General features: G+C 55.1%; 23 protein-coding genes. 5 read left to right on the top strand and 18 right to left on the bottom strand.

Features of this window, described 5'->3' with window-relative positions; genetic code table 11:
- Nucleotide 1: 1 nt before the first annotated feature.
- The 5 genes from argD to ppiA form a co-directional block, all read right to left on the bottom strand.
- The gene (gene argD, locus CMR03_RS05995) at nt 2–1,222 is read right to left on the bottom strand and encodes a bifunctional acetylornithine/succinyldiaminopimelate transaminase (protein ID WP_063877492.1); all 1,221 of its coding nucleotides are present in this window, start codon (nt 1,220–1,222) and stop codon (nt 2–4) included.
- Between the two features lie 88 nt (nt 1,223–1,310).
- Nucleotides 1,311–1,886, bottom strand: a complete 576-nt coding sequence (locus CMR03_RS05990) for an aminodeoxychorismate synthase component II (RefSeq protein ID WP_096011074.1) — start codon at nt 1,884–1,886, stop codon at nt 1,311–1,313.
- Nucleotides 1,887–2,055: 169 nt separating this feature from the next.
- Nucleotides 2,056–2,655, bottom strand: a complete 600-nt coding sequence (locus tag CMR03_RS05985) for a putative adenosine monophosphate-protein transferase Fic (RefSeq protein ID WP_096011073.1) — start codon at nt 2,653–2,655, stop codon at nt 2,056–2,058.
- Nucleotides 2,645–2,815 (bottom strand): YhfG family protein, encoded by a 171-nt coding sequence (locus tag CMR03_RS05980; RefSeq protein ID WP_074180980.1) that lies wholly within the window; start codon nt 2,813–2,815, stop codon nt 2,645–2,647. The genes CMR03_RS05985 and CMR03_RS05980 overlap by 11 nt, the downstream gene beginning before the upstream one ends.
- Nucleotides 2,816–2,893: 78 nt before the next feature.
- Nucleotides 2,894–3,466: a peptidylprolyl isomerase A gene (gene ppiA / locus CMR03_RS05975; protein WP_063877495.1), complete on the bottom strand. Its 573-nt coding sequence runs from the start codon at nt 3,464–3,466 to the stop codon at nt 2,894–2,896.
- A gap of 260 nt (nt 3,467–3,726) precedes the next feature.
- On the opposite strand from ppiA, the gene tsgA reads away from it, so the two are divergent.
- The gene (tsgA, locus tag CMR03_RS05970; RefSeq protein WP_063877496.1) at nt 3,727–4,905 is read left to right on the top strand and encodes an MFS transporter TsgA; all 1,179 of its coding nucleotides are present in this window, start codon (nt 3,727–3,729) and stop codon (nt 4,903–4,905) included.
- Between the two features lie 36 nt (nt 4,906–4,941).
- On the opposite strand, the gene CMR03_RS05965 is transcribed toward tsgA, so the two are convergent.
- Nucleotides 4,942–6,225 (bottom strand): cytosine deaminase, encoded by a 1,284-nt coding sequence (locus CMR03_RS05965; RefSeq protein ID WP_063877497.1) that lies wholly within the window; start codon nt 6,223–6,225, stop codon nt 4,942–4,944.
- Nucleotides 6,226–6,433: 208 nt separating this feature from the next.
- On the opposite strand from CMR03_RS05965, the gene nirB reads away from it, so the two are divergent.
- The 3 genes from nirB to cysG all read left to right on the top strand — a co-directional run bounded on the left by nirB (nt 6,434) and on the right by cysG (nt 10,759).
- Entirely contained in the window at nt 6,434–8,974 is a 2,541-nt protein-coding gene (gene nirB, locus CMR03_RS05960) for a nitrite reductase large subunit NirB (protein WP_096011072.1), read from the top strand.
- Nucleotides 8,971–9,312, top strand: a complete 342-nt coding sequence (gene nirD, locus CMR03_RS05955) for a nitrite reductase small subunit NirD (protein WP_063877499.1) — start codon at nt 8,971–8,973, stop codon at nt 9,310–9,312. Before nirB ends, nirD begins: the two co-directional genes overlap by 4 nt.
- Before the next feature lie 82 nt (nt 9,313–9,394).
- Nucleotides 9,395–10,759, top strand: a complete 1,365-nt coding sequence (gene cysG, locus CMR03_RS05950) for a siroheme synthase CysG (protein WP_096011071.1) — start codon at nt 9,395–9,397, stop codon at nt 10,757–10,759.
- A gap of 49 nt (nt 10,760–10,808) precedes the next feature.
- Here the strand turns inward: cysG and trpS are convergent, their stop codons facing one another.
- The 12 genes from trpS to pilM all read right to left on the bottom strand — a co-directional run bounded on the left by trpS (nt 10,809) and on the right by pilM (nt 20,726).
- Entirely contained in the window at nt 10,809–11,813 is a 1,005-nt protein-coding gene (gene trpS / locus CMR03_RS05945; RefSeq protein ID WP_096011070.1) for a tryptophan--tRNA ligase, read from the bottom strand.
- A 17-nt stretch (nt 11,814–11,830) separates the two neighbouring features.
- Nucleotides 11,831–12,508, bottom strand: a complete 678-nt coding sequence (locus tag CMR03_RS05940; RefSeq protein WP_096011069.1) for a phosphoglycolate phosphatase — start codon at nt 12,506–12,508, stop codon at nt 11,831–11,833.
- Nucleotides 12,492–13,175, bottom strand: coding sequence for a ribulose-phosphate 3-epimerase (gene rpe / locus CMR03_RS05935; RefSeq protein ID WP_014594778.1), 684 nt, complete (start codon nt 13,173–13,175; stop codon nt 12,492–12,494). Before rpe ends, CMR03_RS05940 begins: the two co-directional genes overlap by 17 nt.
- A gap of 66 nt (nt 13,176–13,241) precedes the next feature.
- The gene (dam, locus tag CMR03_RS05930; RefSeq protein ID WP_096011068.1) at nt 13,242–14,054 is read right to left on the bottom strand and encodes an adenine-specific DNA-methyltransferase; all 813 of its coding nucleotides are present in this window, start codon (nt 14,052–14,054) and stop codon (nt 13,242–13,244) included.
- A 96-nt stretch (nt 14,055–14,150) separates the two neighbouring features.
- Nucleotides 14,151–15,254, bottom strand: a complete 1,104-nt coding sequence (locus CMR03_RS05925) for an SPOR domain-containing protein (protein ID WP_096011067.1) — start codon at nt 15,252–15,254, stop codon at nt 14,151–14,153.
- A gap of 47 nt (nt 15,255–15,301) precedes the next feature.
- A complete protein-coding gene (aroB, locus tag CMR03_RS05920) occupies nt 15,302–16,390 on the bottom strand; it encodes a 3-dehydroquinate synthase (RefSeq protein ID WP_063877504.1) in 1,089 nt (362 codons plus the stop codon).
- Between the two features lie 38 nt (nt 16,391–16,428).
- Entirely contained in the window at nt 16,429–16,950 is a 522-nt protein-coding gene (gene aroK / locus CMR03_RS05915; RefSeq protein WP_063877505.1) for a shikimate kinase AroK, read from the bottom strand.
- 363 nt (nt 16,951–17,313) lie between these two features.
- Nucleotides 17,314–18,585, bottom strand: coding sequence for a DNA uptake porin HofQ (hofQ, locus tag CMR03_RS05905; protein ID WP_096011066.1), 1,272 nt, complete (start codon nt 18,583–18,585; stop codon nt 17,314–17,316).
- Nucleotides 18,521–18,910, bottom strand: a complete 390-nt coding sequence (locus CMR03_RS05900) for a HofP DNA utilization family protein (RefSeq protein WP_096011065.1) — start codon at nt 18,908–18,910, stop codon at nt 18,521–18,523. Before CMR03_RS05900 ends, hofQ begins: the two co-directional genes overlap by 65 nt.
- Nucleotides 18,897–19,385, bottom strand: coding sequence for a HofO family protein (locus CMR03_RS05895; RefSeq protein WP_096011064.1), 489 nt, complete (start codon nt 19,383–19,385; stop codon nt 18,897–18,899). The genes CMR03_RS05900 and CMR03_RS05895 overlap by 14 nt, the downstream gene beginning before the upstream one ends.
- Nucleotides 19,378–19,920 carry a PilN domain-containing protein gene (locus CMR03_RS05890; RefSeq protein ID WP_096011063.1) on the bottom strand — a complete coding sequence of 181 codons (543 nt, stop codon included), beginning with the start codon at nt 19,918–19,920 and terminating at the stop codon, nt 19,378–19,380. Before CMR03_RS05890 ends, CMR03_RS05895 begins: the two co-directional genes overlap by 8 nt.
- Nucleotides 19,920–20,726, bottom strand: a complete 807-nt coding sequence (gene pilM, locus CMR03_RS05885; protein WP_141248551.1) for a pilus assembly protein PilM — start codon at nt 20,724–20,726, stop codon at nt 19,920–19,922. The genes CMR03_RS05890 and pilM overlap by 1 nt, the downstream gene beginning before the upstream one ends.
- Before the next feature lie 116 nt (nt 20,727–20,842).
- On the opposite strand from pilM, the gene mrcA reads away from it, so the two are divergent.
- The gene (gene mrcA / locus CMR03_RS05880; protein WP_096011061.1) at nt 20,843–23,395 is read left to right on the top strand and encodes a peptidoglycan glycosyltransferase/peptidoglycan DD-transpeptidase MrcA; all 2,553 of its coding nucleotides are present in this window, start codon (nt 20,843–20,845) and stop codon (nt 23,393–23,395) included.
- Nucleotides 23,396–23,451: the final 56 nt, after the last annotated feature.

The following is a 23,451-nucleotide window of genomic DNA, read 5'->3' as shown; positions in this document are numbered from 1 at the left end:
CTCAGGCCGACAGCACCTTCTCTACCGCGTTGGCAAAGCGCGTCATGCCCTCTTCTATATCGGCAGGCTCGATAATCAGCGATGGCGCAAAGCGCATCACATCGGTCCCGGCCACCAGCACCATCACGCCTTCTGCGGCTGACGCATTCAGGATATCGCGCGCCTTGCCCGCATGCTGCGGTTTCAGGGCTGCACCAATCAGTAAACCTTTACCCCGGATATCGCTGAACAGATCGTGACGCGCATCAATCGCCTTAAGGGCCTCCACAAACTGCTGACGACGGATTTCCACGCCATTCAACACCTCTGGTGTATTGATGATATCCAGCGCGGTTTCTGCAATCGCACAGGCCAGCGGGTTTCCGCCATAGGTGGTGCCATGAACGCCAGGTGCCATGGTTGAGGCCACCTCATTCGTGGTCAGCATCGCACTGACCGGAAAACCACCGCCCAGCGCCTTCGCCGAGGTCAGAATGTCTGGCGTCACGCCATAGTGCTCATAGGCAAACAATTTACCGCTACGGCCCATGCCGCTTTGTACTTCATCCAGTACCAGCAGCGCCTGGTGTTTGTCGCACAGTTCACGTAAGCCCTGCAGAAACGCTGGCGTGGCCGGCATCACACCGCCCTCGCCCTGAATCGGCTCCACCACAATCGCGCAGGTATGATCGTCAATGACGGCTTTTACCGCATCCAGGTCGTTGAAAGGCACGTGAACGATATCGGCGGGTTTCGGACCAAAACCATCGGAATACTTTGGCTGTCCGCCCACCGTGACGGTGAACAGCGTCCGGCCGTGAAAGGCATTATGAAAGGCGATAATTTTACTTTTAAACGGGCTGTGGCGTTTGCAGGCATAATAGCGAGCCAGCTTAAAGGCGGCTTCATTGGCTTCCGCACCGGAATTAGCAAAAAAGACGCGCTCCGCAAAGGTCGCGTTGATGAGTTTACTGGCCAGCCGCAGCGCAGGTTCATTGGTGAACACATTGCTGGTATGCCACAAGGTTTCACCCTGTTTCTTCAGGGTTTCAACCAGCGCCGGGTGACAGTGGCCCAGTGCGGTGACGGCAATCCCGCCAGAGAAGTCGATATACTCTTTGCCCTGCTGATCCCAGACCCGGCTCCCTTTGCCTTTTACCGGTACAAACTGTGCAGGTGCATAAACAGGCAAAATAACCTGATCGAACGTCTCCCGCGTTACCGCCATATTTTCCGCTGCCATTGACAACCTCGTTAACTGGTTCGTTGAGTCAAGATGAAATAATAATCATGAAATATGCATAAAAAATCACTTAAAGGCAAACACAACTTCACTGATTCAGGAAATTAGCTAACAGCAGGTGCCCCTGCTCACTGAGGATGCTCTCGGGGTGAAACTGCACGCCTTCCAGCGCCAGGGTTTTATGGCGAATCCCCATAATCTCATCCGGCTGACCATCGCGCAGGCTCCAGGCCGTGACATCAAATTCATCAGGCAGCGTATCCGCTTTAACGATAAGAGAGTGGTAGCGCGTCACGGTCAACGGCTGATTAAGGCCACGGAACACACCACCACCATTGTGCTGTATCGCCGAGGTTTTACCATGCATCACATTGCGGGCACGCACGATCTGCGCACCGAAAACCTGAGCGATGGCCTGATGACCCAGGCAAACACCTAACACCGGAAGACGACCGGCGAAGTGGCGAATGGCCTGCAACGAAATACCGCTCTGATCGGGCGTGCAGGGGCCGGGCGAGATCACCAAATGGCTCAGCGGCAGGGCGCACATCTCATCAAGAGTGATGGCATCATTTCTCACTACCCGTACGTTGGCTCCCAGTTGGCAAAAATACTGGTAGAGGTTCCAGGTAAACGAGTCGTAGTTATCAATAAGCAGCATCATGGTTATGGTTTCAGGCAGACCGGAAGGATGCGCGAATCGCTCGGCATCCAGAGTGATGTCAGAGCGGCATCTTACCATGCTGTTCAGGGTGAGTGTGATGCGGGGAAGCAGGAAAGCCCATGTCGCACAGGGAGGCACACTGCTGGCGTCTCCCTTATGCTGCAACGGTTCAGATAGCTTTGGCTTCACTGACGATGCTGGCGAAAGCCTTTTCAAGCAGTTGCACATCACCGGACGCTCCGGCCTGATTTGCCGCAACCCATGCTTCCGCGCTCAGACTGTCCCATGCCAGCAGGTAGCCGGCATGCAGAGCCAACTGCTCGAAGAAAACACGCTGCGCCCTGCCGTTACCTTCGCGGAAGGGATGCAGCATATTGATTTCACAGTAGTACCAGGCAATCCGCTTCGCGAAATCAGCCAGAGGGAGATCGGCCAGGCCCTTCTCGTCTTCCAGTGCTGCCAGTAGCGCATTCCCCTCTTTTTCGATGTACTCAAAATGGCAGAAAGGGGTTTCGTCGCGCCAGATGTCGAGCGTACGCAGTTCGCCAGCCCAGCTGTAAACGTCCTGAAACAACGTACGGTGAATATGGCAAAGATAGGGTAATCCGGCGTTGCGCGGGCCCAGTTCAAGCGTGGCGAGTCGTGCGGCACTGAAGCTTAACTCGGCTTTACGTAGCTGCGTCGCATCGTGAATACCAAGACGGTTTTTCAACACAGTGTCGTTTTGCCACAGGTAGGGGTCCTGAGTAACGGCAGTATTAGCAGCCATATTGCCTCCTCAGTGAGGCCAGGCGCTCTTCTGCATCTTCACCCTTGATTTCAGGTTCTGTCAGGGTAAAGCCTTCGAGTCGGCAACTTGCCCGATAGCTGGCATGTCGCCGCTGTTGCCAGAGCACTGCTTTTTGTTTATCTGTGAGTGTGTTTGCCATACCGCCTCCTGCTCAGGTTTGCCCTAAGTATAAGAGCAAATTTCCCCTTTGCCGGAGACGAGATGGCATTACACCGAATTAGGGTAAAACTTTAGCCGACAGAATGACCACGGGCTTGATAGGGACATTCTGATAGGGACCCACGTCTTTGGTCGGCACCTGAGAGATTTTGTCCACGACGTCCTGGCCTTTTACAATCTTACCAAACACGGCATAACCGAAATCGCGTTGACCATGATCCAGGAAAGCGTTGTCAGTAACGTTCAGGAAGAACTGGCTGGTTGCGCTGTCTTTATCGGCGGTACGCGCCATAGAGATAGTGCCACGCAGATTGCGTAAACCGTTATCCGCTTCGTTTTTGATCGGCGCGTTGGTCTGCTTTTGCTGCATTTCACTGGTGAAGCCACCACCCTGGATCATAAAGCCAGGAATCACGCGATGAAAAATCGTGTTGTTGTAAAAGCCGTTGTTCACATAGTCCACGAAGTTTTTAACGGAAACCGGCGCTTTTTGATTATTCAGTTCGAGTTCGATATTGCCGGCAGAGGTGTTAAGCAGGACATGCGTATCACCTTTAGCCGCTAAAGCTGAGACGGAAACAGAAGAGAGCGCTAACAGGGCAACTGCCGCTGTCAAAGTACGTTTAAACATGAGTAATTCCTTACTTTGGAGAGCTAGCTCAAAAACGATATTGATTGTAAAGAGCATGTAATACAAGAGCCAGCGTTTTACCTATATTTACGCTAACAATGCGCACTATAGCTGGAATAAAGCGGCTTCCGCTTCGTGACTAAAATCACAGTATTGATGAAATGAATGACATCTGTTTTCACTGTTAGTTTATTAAGATCACGGTTACGTTTACAATTTCTGACGCTTCAGGCCCTCCGGCTTCTCAACAGGTTCAGAACATGACAAATCGTAATCGTATCGGCCTTACCTGGATTAGCTTTCTCTCGTACGCGCTTACCGGCGCACTGGTGATTGTCACCGGCATGGTAATGGGCGATATTGCGAAAGATTTCCAGATTCCTATCGACAGTATGGGTAACACCTTCACCTTCCTGAACAGCGGCATTCTGGCTGCGGTTTTCCTTAATGCCTGGTTGATGGTGATTGTACCGCTCAAACGGCAACTGATTTTTGGCTTTGTACTCATGGTATTAGCCGTTATCGGCTTAATGACCAGCCGTGATCTGTCGGTATTTTCACTGTGCATGTTCGTACTTGGCGTGGTCAGCGGCATTACCATGTCGATTGGGACATTCCTGATTACCCACATGTATGAAGGCCGTCAGCGCGGTTCACGCCTGCTGTTCACGGATTCGTTCTTCAGCATGGCAGGCACCATTTTCCCAGTGCTTGCCGGTATTCTGCTGGCGCGCCATCTGCCGTGGTACTGGGTTTACGTCTGCATTGGTGTGATTTACGTCGGCATTTTCATCATGACGCTGTTTGTTGAGTTTCCCGTGCTGCGTAAGCCAGAGAACAGCCCGACCGTCGAGAAAGAAAAATGGGGCGTTGGCGTGCTGCTGCTGGCTATCGCGGCGCTATGCTACATCCTGGGTCAGTTAGGCTTTATTTCCTGGGTGCCCGAGTACGCGACGAAGGTCATGGGCATGAACATCGACGATGCCGGCCAACTGGTGGGAAGTTTCTGGACTGCCTATATGGTGGGCATGTGGGCGTTCAGCTTCCTGCTGCGCTTCTTCGATCTGCAACGTATTCTGATGGTTCTGGCTGGCCTGGCGACGGTGTTGATGTACTGGTTCGTGAGCAGCCACGACGCGGGCATGCTGAGGTGGATCATCTTAACGCTGGGCTTTAGCTCTAGTGCGATTTACACCACGATTATTACCCTGGGCTCGCTGCAAACCAAAGTCGCCTCACCCAAGCTGGTTAACTTTATCCTGACCTGTGGCACGGTCGGCACCATGCTGACCTTTATTGTCACGTCACCAATTGTGAAAAACAGCGGCGTTCACAGCGCGCTGTTAACCGCAAATGGCCTGTACGCGGTCGTGTTTATTATGTGCGTACTGTTAGGTCTGGTAACTAAACACCGTACCCACGGTCACAACACGCATTAATCCCGTCGGGCGGCGTTACCACGCCGCCCACGTGTTTTAGCGTTTAAAGGTCACGTCTTCCCACTGTTCTAAACAGATGGCGCTGTTGGCAGGCTGTGTCGCGGCGATAACGTTTCCGCGACGAAGCGAATAACGCACCGGCACTTGCCTTCTTACCGCGTCGAAACCATTCTCCGCTGGCAGAATAATCAAGCTGGCATCATGACCGCGCTGAATGCCATATCCTGAAAGATTCATCGTTCTGGCACTGTTGTGGGTGATCAGATCGAGCCCGGCATTGATTTGTTCATAGCCCATCAACTGACACACGTGTAATCCCATATGTAGCACCTGGAGCATATTTCCCGTACCCAGCGGATACCAGGGATCGAACACATCATCGTGACCAAAGCAGACGTTGATGTCGGCCTCCAGCAGCTCTTTGACGCGGGTAATGCCACGGCGTTTGGGATAACTGTCGAAGCGGCCCTGTAAATGAATATTGACCAGCGGATTGGCGACAAAGTTAATGCCGGAGAGCTTCAGTAGCCGAAACAGACGCGATGTGTAAGCCCCGTTATAGGAGTGCATCGCCGTCGTATGGCTCGCGGTCACCCGCGCGCCCATGCCGTCGCGGTGTGCCAGCGCAGCCACGGTTTCGACAAAACGCGACTGCTCATCGTCAATTTCGTCACAGTGCACATCCACCAGCCTGTCGTAACGGTTAGCCAATGCAAAGGTTTTATGCAGGGACTCCACGCCGTATTCCCGGGTGAACTCAAAATGGGGAATGGCCCCAACGACATCGGCACCGAGTCGAAGCGCCTCTTCAAGCAATGCTTCGCCATTGGGATAAGACAGGATGCCTTCCTGTGGAAACGCCACAATTTGAAGAGTAATCCAGGGCGCCATCTCGGCCTTAAGTTCCAGCATCGCCTTGAGTGCCGTTAAGGTAGGATCGGACACATCGACATGGGTGCGAACACACTGTATGCCGTTGGCTATTTGCCACTTCAGCGTCTGCATCGCCCGCCGTTTGACATCTTCATGACTCAGCAAGGCTTTGCGCTCTGCCCAGCGTTCAATGCCCTCAAACAGCGTACCAGACTGATTCCAGGCAGGCTCTCCCGCAGTTTGCGTCGTATCCAGGTGAATATGGGGTTCAATAAAGGGCGCGAGGGCCAGGCCGCCTTCCGCATCCAGCGCTGCGCCGTCGGCGGCTATCTGCTGAGGCTGTGCCGAAATACGGGCGATTTTTCCTTCATCAATTTCTATCTGCCACAGGCCGTCACGCGTGGGCAAACGCAGATTATTGATCCAGCGAAGTGGTGCGGTTGTCATACCTGGCTCCTGATGAGTTAAGCGCTACTGATTAAAGCTAACACGTTAGCGCTGCCCTGCTCCAGATGACTTTGTGAACTGAACGCGCAGGACGCTGAATCGTGACACTCACCCTGAAGAGGTATATCGCATTACGATTGATGTACATCAATAAGCGCCAGACAAGCCGCGCTATTGTAGCCGCAGATATCGCAAATTTGAGGCAAAAATGAGCAATCACAGTGTCGTCATTATCGGTAACGGCATGGTCGGTCACCGCTTCATCGAAGAACTCATGGATAAAGCCGCGCCTGGTCAGTTTTCCTTAACGGTTTTTTGTGAAGAACCCCGTGTCGCCTACGATCGCGTTCACCTCTCCGCTTACTTCGCTCACCATACCGCTGAAAAACTTTCCCTTGTCCGGGAAGGCTACTACGAAAAACATCAGGTCAATCTGCTGCTGGGCGAGCGTGCCATGACCATTAACCGTGATGAAAAGCGGGTTCACTCCAGCACCGGGCGCGCCGTGCATTATGACACGCTGGTCTTTGCGACCGGTTCCGTCCCGTGGATTCCGCCTGTTGCGGGCGCAGAGGGCAGTGGTTGCTTTGTCTACCGTACGATTGAAGATCTGAATGCCATTGAAGCCTGTTCGCGTCGTAGCCAGCGCGGTGCGGTAATCGGTGGTGGCCTGCTTGGCCTTGAAGCGGCAGGCGCGCTGAAAAATCTGGGCGTCGAAACCCACGTGATTGAATTCGCCCCCGTGTTAATGGCTGAGCAAGTAGACCAACAGGGCGGTGAGCTGTTACGTCATAAGATCGAGCAGATGGGCGTGCAGGTTCACACCGGCAAAAATACCCAGCAGATTGTGCATCATGATAACGGCGGCAAGACATTGCTGTTCGCTGATGGCAGCCATCTCGATGTCGACTTTATCGTGTTCTCCACCGGTATCCGCCCACAGGATAAGCTGGCCAAACAGTGTGGTCTGACGCTGGGTACGCGCGGCGGTATCGCCATCAACGACCAGTGCCAGACCAGCGATCCGTCTATCTACGCCATCGGTGAGTGCGCCGCCTGGCACAATCGTGCCTATGGACTGGTGGCGCCAGGTTATAAAATGGCGCAGGTGGCCAGCGATGTACTGTTGGGGCGCACTAATGCGTTTGCCGGTGCCGATATGAGTGCCAAACTGAAACTGCTGGGCGTTGACGTGGGCGGTATTGGTGACACCCGCGCCTGCACGCCGGATGCCCGCAGCATTGTCTGGCTGGACGAGGCGAAATCCATCTACAAACGACTGATTGTGAGTCAGGACCACAAAACGCTGCTGGGCGCGGTGTTAGTGGGCGATACCGCCGATTACGGTAATCTGCTGCAGTTGGTGCTGAATGCCATTCCGCTTCCGGCCAACCCGGAAACGCTGATCTTACCCGCAGGCAGCGGTGAAAAAGCCTCAATTGGAGTGGACGCGCTGCCTGCCAGTGCGCAAATCTGCTCCTGCTTTGATGTCAGTAAAGGCGATATCGTTAACGCCGTGAAAGGCGGTTGTCACACTGTCGCCGCGCTCAAGGCCGAAACCCGAGCCGGCACCGGTTGTGGCGGCTGTATTCCCCTGATCACCCAGGTCCTGAACAGTGAGCTGAGTCATCAGGGCATTGAAGTGAGTAATCATATATGTGAGCACTTCCCCTACTCTCGTCAGGCGTTGTATCACCTGATTAAGGTAGAAGGGATTAAAACCTTTGATGCGCTACTGACGAAGCACGGCCATGGCTATGGCTGTGAAATCTGTAAACCGACTGTTGGCTCGCTGTTGGCGTCCTGCTGGAACGAGTACATTCTGAAACCCGAGCACGCCTCTCTGCAGGACAGCAACGACAACTTCCTGGGCAATATCCAGAAAGATGGCACCTATTCTGTCATTCCACGTTCACCGGGCGGGGAGATAACGCCACAGGGACTTAAGGTCATTGGCGACATCGCACAGCAGTATCACCTCTACACCAAAATCACCGGCTCCCAGCGTATTGGCCTGTTTGGTGCGCAAAAAGATGATTTACCCGCCATCTGGTCGCAGTTAATCGCCGCCGGATTTGAAACCGGTCAGGCCTATGCCAAAGCGCTCCGTATGGCAAAAACCTGTGTAGGCAGCAGCTGGTGTCGCTATGGCGTGGGTGACAGCCTTGGCTTCGGCATCATGCTGGAGAACCGCTATAAAGGCATTCGCACGCCGCATAAAATGAAGTTCGGCGTGTCGGGTTGCACCCGTGAATGCGCCGAAGCCCAGGGCAAAGATGTTGGGGTTATCGCGACGGAAAAAGGCTGGAACCTGTATGTGTGCGGTAATGGCGGCATGAAACCGCGTCATGGCGATCTGCTGGCGGCAGACCTTGATGACGCGACGCTGATTGCTTATCTGGACCGCTTTATGATGTTTTATATCCGCACCGCCGATCGGTTACAGCGGACCTCCCTGTGGCTGGAGAGCCTTGAAGGTGGTATCGACTACCTGCGCAGCGTCATCGTTGATGACAGCTTAGGGCTTAACCCGCAGCTCGAACAGGATCTGAGCATTCTGCGCGCCAGCGCCGAATGTGAGTGGCAAACGGCGCTGCAGGACCCGCAAGGCCTGGTGCGTTTTGCCCATTTCATCAATACACCTCAGCGCGATCCCAACGTTCAGGTCGTTGCCGAACGCCTTCAGCATCGTCCGGCGCGCCCGGATGAGCGTATCGCCGTCACGCTAATCGAGGAGAACACACTATGAGTGAATGGACCCGCGTCTGCCCGTTAGCGCAGATCCTGCCTGCCACCGGCGTCTGTGCTTGGGTCAGTGGTCATCAGATTGCCGTCTTCCGCCCCAGCGCTGACGATCGCGTATTTGCTCTCAGTAACCTTGACCCTTTTGCAGACGCCAGCGTTCTGTCTCGCGGGATTATCGGTGAACATCAGGGCGAACTGTGGGTCGCCAGCCCGTTGAAAAAACAGCGTTTCCGCCTGCGTGATGGATACTGCATGGAGGATGCATCACGCTCTGTGCCGGTGTATCCGGTCCGCGTCAATGCAGGCCAGGTTGAGGTTAAGGCACTGCCCGCGCGGATTTAGCGCCACCTGTTCCCCAAAACGATTATCATCGTTTATCCCTCTCAAGCCAGCCCGTGAATACGGGCTTTTAGCAGGACTGGCTATGGACTATTTTCCCCTTTTTTGTCGCCTGCAAGGCAAACGCTGCCTGTTGGTGGGTGCCGGCGACGTCGCCGAGCGTAAAGCCCGGCTGCTGCTGGCCGCCGGGGCCAGCCTCAGCGTGGGCGCACTGACCTTTTCTTCTGCGTTTCAGCACTGGGCGCAAGCGGGAGAGCTGACCTTGATACACGGTGAATTTCACCCGGACTGGCTGGCGGGCTGTTGGCTGGTCGTCGCGGCCACCAACGATGAGGGGATTAATCAACAGGTCGCCGACGTGGCTGAAACGCAGCAAATCTTTTGTAATCTGGTCGATGCACCCGAGCAGGCCAGTGCCATCATGCCCTCCATTATTGACCGCTCGCCGCTGATGATTGCCGTGTCCTCCGGTGGTCGGGCCCCCGTGCTGGCAAGGCTTCTGCGTGAAAAGCTGGAGGCGATGTTGCCGCAGCACCTGGGAAAACTGGCCCAGCGAGCCGGAACCTTGCGCAGCAGGGTGAAAAAGCAGTTCACCGCGATGGCGCAACGTCGCCACTTCTGGGAACGTTTTTTTAGCAGCGACAGGCTGGCGCAAAGCCTGGCGAATGGCGACAACACACGGGCAGATGAACTAACCGAAACCCTGTTCGCAGAGGATCGGCGAACACAAGGTGAAGTGGTGCTGGTCGGTGCAGGGCCGGGCGATGCGGGGTTACTGACGCTCAAAGGTTTACAGCAGATCCAGCAGGCGGATGTGATCGTTTACGACAGGCTGGTTTCCGATGCCGTTCTCGATCTCGTGCGTCGTGATGCGGAACGCGTCTTTGTGGGTAAACGTGCAGGTCACCACTGCGTGCCCCAGGATGACATCAACCAGCTGTTGCTCCAGCAGGCCCAGCGCGGTAAACGGGTCGTACGTTTGAAAGGTGGCGATCCCTTTATCTTTGGCCGGGGCGGTGAAGAGCTGGAGATTCTGGCACAGCATCAGATCCCCTTTAGCGTGGTGCCCGGCATTACGGCAGCATCGGGCTGTGCCGCCTACAGCGGTATTCCCCTCACCCATCGCGACCATGCGCAAAGCGTACGGCTGGTCACTGGCCATCTGCAAAAGCAGGGCTCACTGGCCTGGCAGACGCTGGCGGCAGAACAGCAAACGTTGGTGTTTTATATGGGCCTCACGCAGGCAGCAGAAATTCAGCAACAGCTTATTCATCACGGCATGCGCGCCGATATGCCCGTAGCCCTGGTGGAGAAAGGCACCAGCACAGACCAACGCGTTATCACCGGTACGCTGCAAGCGCTCAGCGATTTAGCGCAACAGGTTACCAGCCCCAGTCTGATTATCGTGGGTAGCGTGGTCAGCCTGCGCGAAACATTACGTTGGTTTTAAAACAATAACGGCGAGCTTTCGCTCGCCGTTGAGGTTATGCCAGCACTGACTAAGGCTGAGAAACAAAACCCACGGCGGCATACACCTTTTTCAGGGTTTCCTGCGCCTGAGCACGGGCTTTTTGTGCACCCTCACGCATCACCTGCTCCAGCAACGCTTCATCGTTACGGAAGCGATGATAACGTTCCTGCAGATCAGTCAGCATGCCAGATACCGCATCCGCGACCGCGCCTTTCAGGTGCCCGTACATTTTGCCTTCAAATTCTTGCTCCAGCTCCGCTACCGGCTTGCCGGTCACGCCGGACAGGATGTCCAGCAGGTTTGACACGCCCGCCTTCTCTTTAACGTCATAGCGAATGACCGGTGGCTCTTCAGAGTCAGTCATCGCACGCTTGATTTTTTTAACCACGGATTTGGGATCTTCCAGCAGGCCGATAACGTTATTGCGGTTATCGTCCGACTTAGACATCTTTTTCGTCGGTTCCAGCAGGGACATTACGCGTGCGCCAGATTTAGGAATGAACGGCTCAGGCACTTTAAAGACATCGCCATACAGGGCATTAAACCGGCTGGCAATGTCGCGACTCAGTTCAAGATGCTGTTTCTGATCTTCACCCACCGGCACCTGCGTCGTCTGATAAAGCAAAATATCTGCGGCCATCAGCACCGGATAGCTGAACAATCCCGCGTTAATGTTTTCTTCATAGCGCGAGGATTTGTCTTTGAACTGCGTCATACGGTTCAGCTCACCAAAATAGGTGTAGCAGTTCAGAATCCAGCTCAGCTGCGTGTGCTCTGGCACATGAGACTGAACGAAGATAGTGCTTTTCTTTGGATCAATACCGCAGGCCAGGTACAACGCCAGCGTATCTAAGGTGGCTTTACGCAGTGCTGTCGGGTCCTGGCGAACGGTGATCGCGTGCAGGTCGACGATACAGTAAATGCAGTGGAAATCGTCCTGCATCTGCACCCACTGACGCAGCGCACCCATATAGTTGCCAATGGTCAGTTCGCCGGACGGCTGTGCGCCGCTGAAAACGATGGGTTTGCTCATACTTATGTCCTGATAAATTACCGCCCGATAGCGGGCAAAAGGTCGTCAAAAGAGTCAAGGGTGAGATCGGGCTGGCTGGTGGCAATAGGTTCGCCATAGTTATAGCCAAAAGTCATACCGATATTGGGTACACCAGCCGACTGCGCAGCCAGAATATCATTGCGCGAATCGCCAACAAACAGCAGTTGGTCAGGCAACAGGCCAAATTTACCCAGCACCAGAAAAATAGCAGCAGGATGGGGTTTTTTAACCACCACGTCGTCACCGCCAATAATCAGTGAAAACGCGCCATCGATCCCCAGGGAGGCCAGCAAAGGCGCAACGAATGGCGTGGGCTTATTGGTGACAATCGCCATCGGGATGTTCAGCGCCTGAAGTTTTGCCAGCGTTTCTTTAACCTGAGGAAACAGCGTACTGCCGGCGTCCACCGTATTGGCGTAATGTTTGTCAAATAATACCCGGGCATCGCGCTGCTCATCCTGCTGAGGCTCGCGTCCCAGTGCCCAGGTCAGTGCGCGCGACATCATGATATCCGCACCGTTACCAATCCAGGTGGACACGCGCCCGACGCCAGCGGCAGGCAAACGCAGGTCCGCAAGCGTCAGATCGATAGCATCAGCCAGGCCCGGCGCGCTGTCGACCAGCGTGCCATCAAGGTCGAACGCCAGCGCGTGAATATCAGTGAAATGAGCCATTCGCTTTCTCCAGCTCGTTCCGCATGTCGTCGATCACTTTTTTATAGTCCGGATGCCCAAAGATGGCTGAACCGGCCACAAACATATCCGCACCCGCGGCGGCGATTTGGCCAATGTTATCAATCTTCACACCACCATCCACTTCCAGACGAATGCTGTAGCCGCTCTGATCGATACGTTTACGCGCTTCACGAAGTTTATCCAGGGTGCCCGGAATAAATGACTGACCACCGAAACCGGGATTCACCGACATCAGCAGAATGATATCCAGCTTATCCATCACGTAGTCGAGGTAGCTGAGCGGCGTGGCGGGGTTAAACACCAGACCGGCTTTGCAACCGTGCTCTTTAATCAGCTGCAGCGTACGGTCAACATGCTCGCTGGCTTCCGGGTGGAAGGTGATATAGGTGGCGCCGGCTTTGGCAAACTCGGGAATTAACGCGTCCACGGGCTTCACCATTAAATGCACATCGATCGGGGCCGTAATACCGTAGTCACGCAGTGCTTTCAGTACCATCGGTCCCATCGTCAGATTAGGAACATAGTGGTTGTCCATAACGTCGAAGTGAACCACGTCGCCTCCAGCCGCCAGTGCTTTCGCAGTGTCTTCACCCAGGCGGGCAAAGTCTGCCGAAAGGATTGAAGGGGCCAGCAAATATTGTTTCATCCGATTCTCCACTGTTGTGCGCCAGCATCACTGCTGGCGAAATACCCTGGCCGCGGACGAAACAGACTAGCGATAAAGTGCCAGCAGTTCGTCGACCTTGGTGCGGCCGGTTATGCTTCGGCTAATAGAACGCCGGACTTTGACCACATGTAACACGGCATCCTGATACCAGCAACGCGTCAGTTCAGTATCATGGTTAGAAATCAGCACCGGGATTTGACTCTCCGACGCCAGCTTCGCAGCCAGTTGCGCCAGATGTTGCTGCTCATTCAGACTGAAACTATTCGTATGGTAAGCCGTAAAGTTAGCCGTCGCGGACAGTGGCGCGTACGGCGGATCACAATATACCACAGAGCCTTTCTGGGCATTGTTCAGGGTAACATCGTATGATTCGCAGACAAACGTCGCTTTTTGCGCGCGTTCAGCAAACCAGAGCAGCTCGGCTTCCGGAAAGTAAGGTTTGCGGTAGCGACCAAAAGGCACATTGAACTCGCCGCGCAAATTGTAACGACACAGGCCGTTGTAACAATGGCGATTGAGATAGAGGAATAACAGCGCACGCTGATAAGCGTCTTTGCTGAGATTAAATTCAGTACGGAGCTGATAATAGCAGGCTTCGTTATTGCCTTCAGGCGTGAACAGCAAACGCGCATCGCGAATAAAATCCGCCGTACGCGTTTTCACGATGTTGTAGAGATTGATGAGATCGTTGTTGATGTCGGCCAGGTGATAGCGATCAAAATCGGAGTTGAGAAACACTGAGCCAGCGCCGACAAAGGGTTCGATCAGGCAATCACCTTGCGGCAAATAACGGTGGATCTCTTCGACTAAGGGAAATTTTCCCCCCGCCCATTTTAAAAAAGCGCGATTTTTTTTCATGCTGTCGTGGTATTTACATCTTATTGTGAGGCTGTGGTTGAACCGACAGCAGATCTGCGCTTAAAACGGGACCAGCAGCTGCCGGCCCCATATCATTTATTGGCTGGCTTCTTTCCTGACCTGACTAACCGGTTTCACCCATGGATTCTGTGCACGCACTTCAGCAGGCAACGCAGCTACGGCACGTTTCGCGTCTGCCGGTGTTGCATATGCACCACTTACCAGCACATACCAGGGCTGGCCGTTACGCGTTGTTTTATACACGTGATACGCGCTCAGATTTTGTTTCTTCGCCCAGGCATTCAGGCTCTCTGCCTTCGACGCACCGCTCAGCTGCAGCGTATAATTACCGCCAGGCAGGGATTTACTCGCCGTTGCACCGTTTCCAGCGGCTTTAGCAGGCGCATTATTCACTGCGGTGTGCGCTGGCGTGGTGTGGGTTTTATGTTCACTGGCCGTCGGCTTAGCGGCGGTTTTCGCCGGCTGCTCACGCGTATGGCGTGGCGTCAATGCGGCCTGGCCTGCGTTGGTACGGCCTGCTGCGGGCGTATTGGCGGCGGCGGAACCGGCTTTGCCACTAACCGTTGCGGGAGCCGTAGGCAGTGAGCTGCTGTTTTCTGCCCCCTGAGCCGCGCCATCAACCTGCTGCTGTTGATTCGTCAGGGCGGTGCTCAGATCGCCAGGTAAAGTAACACGCTGCTGATTCGCCGGGGTTTCAACAGGCGCGGCCTGCGTCGGCGTAGACGCAACTGGCGGCATGGAAATGTCGCGTGGCGCATTCGTCGCCTCTGGAGAAGATGCCGTGCCAGGTGCATTCGGCGTTGTCGCAGACGGTGATGGCGTCCCGGCGGCATTCTGTCCACCGCTCATGGCGGTTGAGCCACTCAGGTCAATATTTTTTTCGCTGCCAGAACCTGTCGAGCCACTGGCAGGCGCGCTCTTGCTGCCATTGGCCGAAGAAGACTTACTGTCGTCAGAACCATTCAGCGCAGAGCCAATTCCCAGCACTACCAGCAGTAATACCAGAATACCAACGCCCATCATGACATGCTGACGCGATACCGGTGCTTTCGTCGCAGAAGACGATTTACGTGGGCGCGAGGGACGGCGGTCGCTGGCGTCAGGTTTTAACTCATCATCCGGTTTGAATTCATCATCCGGTTTGAACTCATCCATTCTGCCTCCTCCGTAAAGCGGCATCCCGCACTGCGCACCCGCGCGCCGCGTCACCACTTACCTGCTTAATATCAAGATTTCTGGCAATCATTAATTGCAGCCATCACCATATCATGAGCTACGCCACCGCGCACTTCAGCACGTCCAATCGACAGCGGCAGTATCAGACGCAATTCACCAGCCAGAACCTTTTTGTCACGCATCATATGCGGCAAATAGTCTTCTGCCTGCATCTCTACCGGCCCGTTCACCGGTAAACCGGCACGTTGCAGTAAAGCAATGACGCGATCGCAGTCCTGTGCGCTGAACTGGCCCAGACGTTGCGCCGTGCGCGCCGCCATCACCATCCCAGCGGCAATCGCCTCACCGTGTAACCAGTTGCCATAGCCCATATGGGCTTCAATAGCATGACCAAAAGTATGACCAAGATTAAGTAATGCGCGCTGGCCGTGCTCGCGCTCATCTGCGGCGACGACCTCAGCCTTTAACTCACAGCAACGGCGGATACACCAGGCCAGTGCGGATTCATCCAGCGCCAGAAGACGATCAAGATTCTGCTCAAGCCACTGAAAGAATTCACCGTCCAGAATAATGCCGTACTTGATGACCTCCGCCAGACCGGAAGCCAGCTCACGCGGCGGCAGTGAGCGAAGACACTCGGTGTCGATCACGACAGACGCGGGCTGATAAAACGCGCCAATCATGTTTTTGCCAAGAGGATGATTAACGGCCGTTTTGCCGCCAACCGAGGAGTCAACCTGGGACAGCAGCGTTGTCGGCACCTGAATAAAACGCACGCCACGCTGATAGCTTGCCGCCGCAAAACCCGTAAGATCGCCAATAACACCACCGCCAAGCGCCACCAGAGTGGTATCACGACCATGGGGTTTTTGCAGTAGTGCAGTAAAGACCTGATCCATCACGGCAAGCGTTTTAAATTGCTCACCGTCGGGCAAAATCACCTGATCCGTTTTCACCCCCGCCGCCTTCAGCAGAGCCGATACCTTATCAAGGTAGAGCGGTGCCAGCGTCTGGTTAGTCACCAGCATGGCATTATCACCCGCTTTTAACGGCCAAAAAGAAGCCGGATCGTTAAACAGTCCGGCGGCGATAGTGATGGGGTAACTACGTTCCCCCAGTGAAACGGTGATCTTCTCCATGGTGCTCGATACCTGTCAAAGAGCCTTCAAACGTTGGATCAACTTTTTTCCAACATGTTGATAATCTGATTCGCCACCACTTTTGCACTTTGATCGTCAGTGCGGATGGTAACATCGGCGATCTCTTCATAAAGCGGGTTGCGTTCATCTGCCAGCGCTTCAAGCACTTCACGTGGCGGCGACTCTACCTGCAGTAAGGGGCGTTTTTTATCACGCTGTGTACGTGCCAGTTGTTTCTCAATAGTGGTTTCAAGATAAACCACGACGCCGCGGGCGGAGAGACGATTACGTGTTTCCCGGGATTTTACGGAGCCGCCACCGGTCGCCAGGACGATGCCCTGCTTCTCGGTCAGTTCATTGATGATTTTTTCTTCACGATCGCGGAAGCCAGCTTCGCCTTCAACGTCAAAAACCCAGCCCACATCCGCTCCGGTGCGTCGCTCAATTTCCTGATCGGAATCGAAGAACTCCATATTGAGTTGCTGAGCCAACTGACGGCCAATAGTGCTTTTGCCGGCACCCATCGGCCCAACCAGAAAGATATTGCGTTTCTCTGCCATTTTGTCGGTATTACTAAGAATTCGTTAATGATACCCCGCTTTCAGCATTTTGCTGGCGGGACAGGAACTGAGACCTCATGAGCGTTAGCAAGAGTCAGACGAAAAATTATCTCAACACTCAAGGCTGTTTGGCAACCGATTATATTGCTAACAGCACATCCATTTCTGAATTGGCCCGTCGTTCGCGAAACTGTAATGCGTCAGTACAGCGTTGTGACATCACTGCTTACAGAGGAATTCTCTCATCTGTTTGCCTGGTTTTTCCAACACAGACGCTTACAACGTGTTAAAAATCGCTAAACCTTGTAAGCTAATTCCAGCCCTGCGTCAACGCAGTTGGACTTTATGGGCACATTTTCCGTTTTATCGTGCCATAAGCGCTGATTCCCTGACCAATCGCGGCGTCATAAAAATAACCAACTCACGTTTCTTATGTTCTTCGGACTGCTGTCGAAACAGGTTGCCCACAGCGGGAAGATGACCAAGCAGTGGAACCTGGCGCTGCCCGCGCGTGCGCTGCTGATGGAAAATCCCGCCCAATGCCAGGGTTTGCCCGTCGTTGACTGTCACCTGGGTTTCAATTTCCTGCTTATCGATAGACAGGACCTGTGAATCACCGGTCTGAATCGCGCGCCCCGGTACGTTCTGGCTGATACGAATTTTTAGCTGAATGCGGCCATTGCCTAAAACGGTTGGCGTCACTTCCATGCCCAGCACCGCCTCTTTAAACTCGATACTGGTCGCCCCGCTGTTGCCCGCGGAGACTTCATAAGGGATTTCTGTTCCCTGTTTGATGGTGGCGGTTTGTTGATGCGAGGTAAACAGGCGTGGGCTGGCGATAATTTCGACCTGATTCTCCTGCTCCAGGGCGCTGAGTTCTAAATCCAGGAGTTTACCCCCAATTCGCGACAGTGTGACGCCAACCGAGACGGCGGGCGAATTCAGTCCTAACGGGATATCAAGCAGAGGATGACGCAACGCACGGTCAACGACGTCGCCCGCATTGTACAGCCGCCAGTTAACGCCCAGCTCATGCAGGTGATCTTCGCTGATAGTGACGATATGTGCCGCCAGTTCCACCTGCTCCAGCGGTATATCAAGTGCGCGCACCCAGCGCTCGGTTTCTTTCAGGGCCGCCGCGCTGTCGCGCAGCAGCACGCTGTTCGTCCGGCTGTCGACCGTGGCGCTTCCTCTTGCTGTCATCAGCGACTGACGTTCGCCCTGCAGGCTGCGATGAACCTCACTGGCACTGGCATAGTGCAGGCTTATCCTGCGCTGTTGTAGGGGCTGTTGCTGCAACACCTCTGCTTGCTGCGCCTGTTCTGCCTCGCGCCGCTGCTGTTGCCAGTGCTCTGGATAAACCAGCAGAACGTTGTCCTCTTCCAGCAAGGTCAGCCGCGCCATGCGGGCGACCAGCGACAGCGCCTGCTGCCAGGGCACGTTATCCAGCCGCAGTGAGAGCGTCCCCTGAACCTCGGGGGAAATCATCAGGTTGATCTGTTGATAATCGGCCAGTGCCTGTAAAACCCGCTCAATGGGCGCATCGTCAAAGGCCAGGCTCAAGCCCTCATCATGGCTGGCGCGGGCGGACGTCAGGCAGATCAGCAGAAACGTCAGAATCGATATCCTTATCATGCGGGCTTCCTTTGAGATGAAAGGTGAAATATTGAGACGAACAGCTACCGGGCACCAACAGCCTGAGTGTGCGCGACGTAAACTGGTCTGTTTGCCAGGGAAGCAGGGGAAAGGGTTGGTCGCTGAGCACTTTCACGGCGTTACCCTGCGGGGTCAGGAGCCAGCCCTGGAACCTCGGCGCACGACCGATAATTCCCTGTAAGCGCCATTCGCTGAGGGGTTCAACTTCTGCCACACAAGCCACGCCGGTAAGAGGACGAAACGGATCGCGCGCCTGCGCAACGCCGCAGCAGAGCAGGAGCAGCATGACGCTAAAAGGTTTCATCAGCGTCCAGCCAGAGCTGCGCCACCAGGTGCGCCGGGTGTGCGGTGAGTTGAAAACGGCCAGGGAAAGCCGTCGCGGATTGGGACAGCGCTGTAAAAAGGGGCTGAAACTGCGACCATTCCAGGTGGAGCGTCAGCGCCCGCGGCTGTTCATCGCTAAGCCACGCCTCCAGTTGTGCGCCTCGCTCTGCGATAATGGCCTCCAGCGTCAGTTGCGCTGCGGGTTGCCTCGCCGCCGCCTGCGCCAGCGCAGCCTGTAACGCGTCAATGTCAGGATGCCGGGCCAGTTGCACCTGCTGCTGGTGCAGGCGTTGCTGCTGTTGCGCCAGCTGGTGCACGGCAGCGTCTGACGCTTGACGCTGTGGTGCTAACACCGTCCACCAGGCAACAAAGAACAGGCCGGAAGCAGCCGCCAGCAGGCTACCATAGCGAAGCGGCACGGCTAACTGTAGCCAGAACTGAAACCCGTTACTCACTGCTCTCCTCCTTCAGCCTGATGCGCAACGTGAAGTGGTAATCCCCTTCTGACTGGCGCTGCACATTGCCCTGTCTAATCTGTGAAAAAAGCGCCACGCCCGTTAAACGCTGGCGAAAATGGCGGATATCCTGCATCTGCTGCGCCTTGCCCTCCAGAAGCAAATCCGTATTGCGCTTCTCCAGCCGGGTTAACCACAGCCCGTCGGGCAGCAAGCCGGGCAAGTCCAGCCAAAGCTGTTGCCAGACGCTAAACTGCCTGGCCTGCTGACGCAGCCAGCTGCGGCGTTGCTGTACCTCGGCCAGCTGTTGCAGCAGCAGTTTTTGCTGTTCCACGCGCTGCACAAGCGTCTCAAGGGCACGCGTAAGCCGGATATGCTGAAGCTCAACCTGAATGAGCGCCTGATGCCCTTGCCAGAACCGCAGTGCGACCGCTGACACTAAAATCAGTAACGTTATGGCCAGCGCAACAAGGCCCTGGCGTCGTTGGCGTTGCCAGCGCCAGCGACGCCAGGGTAAAAGGTTAACCGCGACCATTAGCGATCCTCTTGTCGCAGCGCCAGGCCGGTCGCCAGTACAAATGCAGCGGGGTTGTCAGGCAAAGGCGGCGAGGGACAGCGCAACAGCTGCAAAGGTGAAAAAGGAACCGTACCGGCGGGGGATGAAACGCTATCAGCATCACAATAAAAAACGCGGCTTGCCTGAGGAAAAGCCTGCTTATGCAGCGCCGCCAGCCCGCCCTCATCGGCAAAAGATGCGGCGTTGATGCCGTCACTCCACAGGTAGCGTGCATCCTGTCGTAAAACCACTACACTTCCCGCAGTTAATTGCGCCTGTTCAGTAACGATATTGAGCGCCTGGGTGGCAAGTTCAAATACGCTGGGTTTCAGTCCTGCCTGTGCCAGCGGAGCGTGCCACTGTTTAACCACATCCAGCCGGGCGGCCGTGACACACAGTTGCCCATGCGCGGGATCGAGACGGTAATCCAGCGCCAGTTCGCGCGGATCAACGGGAAAAAGACGTTGGGCAGCCGCCCGGACAAAACGGCTTAATGCCGGTTCTTTTAACGGCGGTTCGGGAAGCGAAAGCGGCTGCTGCAGTACCAACTGGGCAGGAAGCCCTACACGCAGTGAGTAGCGCTGGGGTAAGCACTTTCGCCAGCGGTCTAACACTGACAGCAATTCAGGGGAAGATTGCAGCACGCCGTTTCTTAACGTATCTTGCGCCAGCCGCTGCTGCCACCAGTGGCATAATTGCCAACCCTGGCGGCGACGCAGGATGGCAAGGGCACAGCACTGCCTGTTCTGGATATCCAGCCCAATTTGCCAGGTGTGAAAAGCCATGCGCGCGATCTCCTTATCGTCCGGAAAAATGGACATATCAAAGCGTCTGGCTTGCCTTTATACTACTGCGCGGTTGCTTATAAACTGCCCAAACGACAACAGATGGGAAATCTCAGGTGAAGTTCGTAAAGTATTTATTAATCCTTGCAGTGTGTTGCATCTTGCTGGGAGCTGGCTCGATTTATGGTTTGTACAAATATATTGAGCCACAGTTACCCGACGTTAACACGCTGAAAGATGTGCGTTTGCAAACCCCTATGCAGGTTTACAGCGCTGAGGGCGACCTTATCGCCCAGTACGGTGAAATGCGCCGTATACCGCTTAGCCTGCAACAGGTTCCGCCTGAGATGGTTAAAGCATTTATTGCAACGGAAGACAGCCGCTTTTATGAGCATCACGGTGTAGATCCCATCGGGATTTTCCGTGCTGCCAGTGTTGCGCTGGTGTCAGGCCATGCTTCGCAGGGGGCCAGTACGATTACCCAGCAGCTGGCACGTAACTTCTTTCTTAGCCCAGAACGCTCCCTGATGCGAAAAATCAAGGAAGCCTTTCTGGCGATTCGCATCGAGCAGTTGCTGAATAAAGACGAGATTCTTGAGCTTTACCTGAACAAAATCTACCTCGGCTACCGGGCTTACGGTGTGGGTGCCGCCTCACAGGTTTATTTTGGTAAGCCCGTTAATGAGCTGTCATTGAGCGAAATGGCGACCATCGCCGGTCTGCCTAAAGCCCCGTCGACCTTTAACCCGCTTTATTCACACAGCCGCGCCGTCGCACGTCGCAATGTCGTCCTGGCCCGTATGCTGGATCAGCATTACATCACCCAGCAACAGTACGATGAGGCGCGTAACACACCGTTAGTCGCCACCTATCATGGCCCTAAAATCGTCTTCTCTGCGCCTTATCTCAGTGAGATGGCACGCCAGGAGATGGTAAAACGCTATGGTAATAATGCTTACACCGATGGCTACAAGGTTTACACCACCGTCACGCGACGTCTGCAGCAGTCTGCGCAGGAAGCCGTGCAGAACAACGTAATGGCTTATGATATGCGTCATGGCTACCGTGGCCCGACCAGCGTGCTGTGGAAAGTCGGTGAACCTGCATGGGGACAGGCGCAGATTGTTAAAGCGTTAAAAAATCTTCCTCTGTACGGTCCCCTTCATCCGGCCGTTGTTACCCATGCGCAGAGCGATGAAGCCACCGTCATGATGAAAGATGGTAGCAACGTGTCACTGACCATGGCTGGTGTTCGCTGGGCGCGTGCCTTTAAGTCTGACACGGTGCAAGGGCCAACCCCTAAAAGCCTGACTCAGGTTCTGCAGCCAGGCCAGCAGGTTTGGGTACGCCAGGTCGGCGATACATGGTGGCTGGGCCAGGTCCCGGACGTGAACTCGGCACTGGTTTCGTTAGATCCGACCAACGGTGCCGTGCGCGCACTGGTGGGCGGTTTTGACTTTAACCAAAGCATGTTCAACCGCGCTACTCAGGCACTGCGCCAGGTGGGCTCGAACATTAAGCCGTTCCTGTACACGGCCGCGATGGATCGGGGTTTAACGCTGGCATCCATTCTTAACGACGTGCCTATTTCCCGCTGGGATGCAGGTGCCGGTGCGGACTGGCGTCCGAAGAACTCACCGCCTACCTACGATGGCCCGATTCGTCTGCGCCAGGGGCTGGGTCAGTCGAAAAACGTTGTGATGGTTCGCGCGATGCGTGCGATGGGCGTGGATTACGCGGCCGAGTACTTACAGCGCTTTGGCTTCCCGGCGCAGAACATTGTGCATACTGAATCACTGGCCCTTGGGGCAGCCTCGTTTACCCCTCTGCAGGTGGTGCGCGGTTATTCCGTCATGGCGAATGGCGGCTTCCTGATTGATCCTTACTTCATTAGCAAGATTGAAAATGAACAGGGACAAACCGTTTTTGAAGAAAAACCGAGAATTGCCTGCCCTCAGTGCAACTTACCGGTGATTTACGGTGAAACCAAAAAAGCGCTGGCGCTGAACGCCGAGAGCGTTGAGAACGTTGCGCCTTCGGCTCAGCAGCAAAACCAGACGGTGCCGCAGCCTGAGCTGGAGCAGGTACCGGCACAGCCGCAGCCGGGTGGTGAACAGCAGTATGCGCCGCACGTGATTAATACGCCGCTGTCATTCCTGATCAAAAGTGCGCTGAACAGTAATATTTTTGGTGAACCGGGCTGGATGGGCACGGGCTGGCGGGCCGGGCGCGACCTGAAGCGTAACGATATTGGTGGAAAAACGGGCACAACCAACAGTTCCAAAGATGCCTGGTTCTCGGGCTACGGCCCCGGCGTCGTCACCTCGGTGTGGATCGGCTTTGACGATGCGCGTCGCGATCTGGGTCGCAGTACCCTTTCTGGCGCAATCCCCGATCAAATATCGGGTTATGAAGGCGGCGCGAAGAGTGCACAGCCTGCCTGGGATGACTTTATGAAGGTCGCTCTGGATGGCGTGCCGGTTCAGCCGCTCACGCCACCGGATGGCATCGTGACCGTCACCATCGATCGGAGTACGGGCAAACTGGCAAACGGCAGTGGTAATACGCGCCAGGAGTACTTTATCAACGGGACGCAGCCAACCGAGTATTCGGTGCATGATGCCGGCACCACCATCATGGACAATGGCGAGAGCCACGAACTGTTCTGATAATCCTCAGGGGCGGCGCGAGTCGCCCCTGGTTATCCGGCCTGTCTTGCGCGGAT

It is taken from the genome of Pantoea allii, assembly GCF_002307475.1.
GTDB classification, from domain to species: Bacteria; Pseudomonadota; Gammaproteobacteria; order Enterobacterales; family Enterobacteriaceae; genus Pantoea; species Pantoea allii.
The sequence above is the reverse complement of the archived record's forward strand: the minus strand, read 5'-3'. Positions and strand labels throughout refer to the sequence as shown.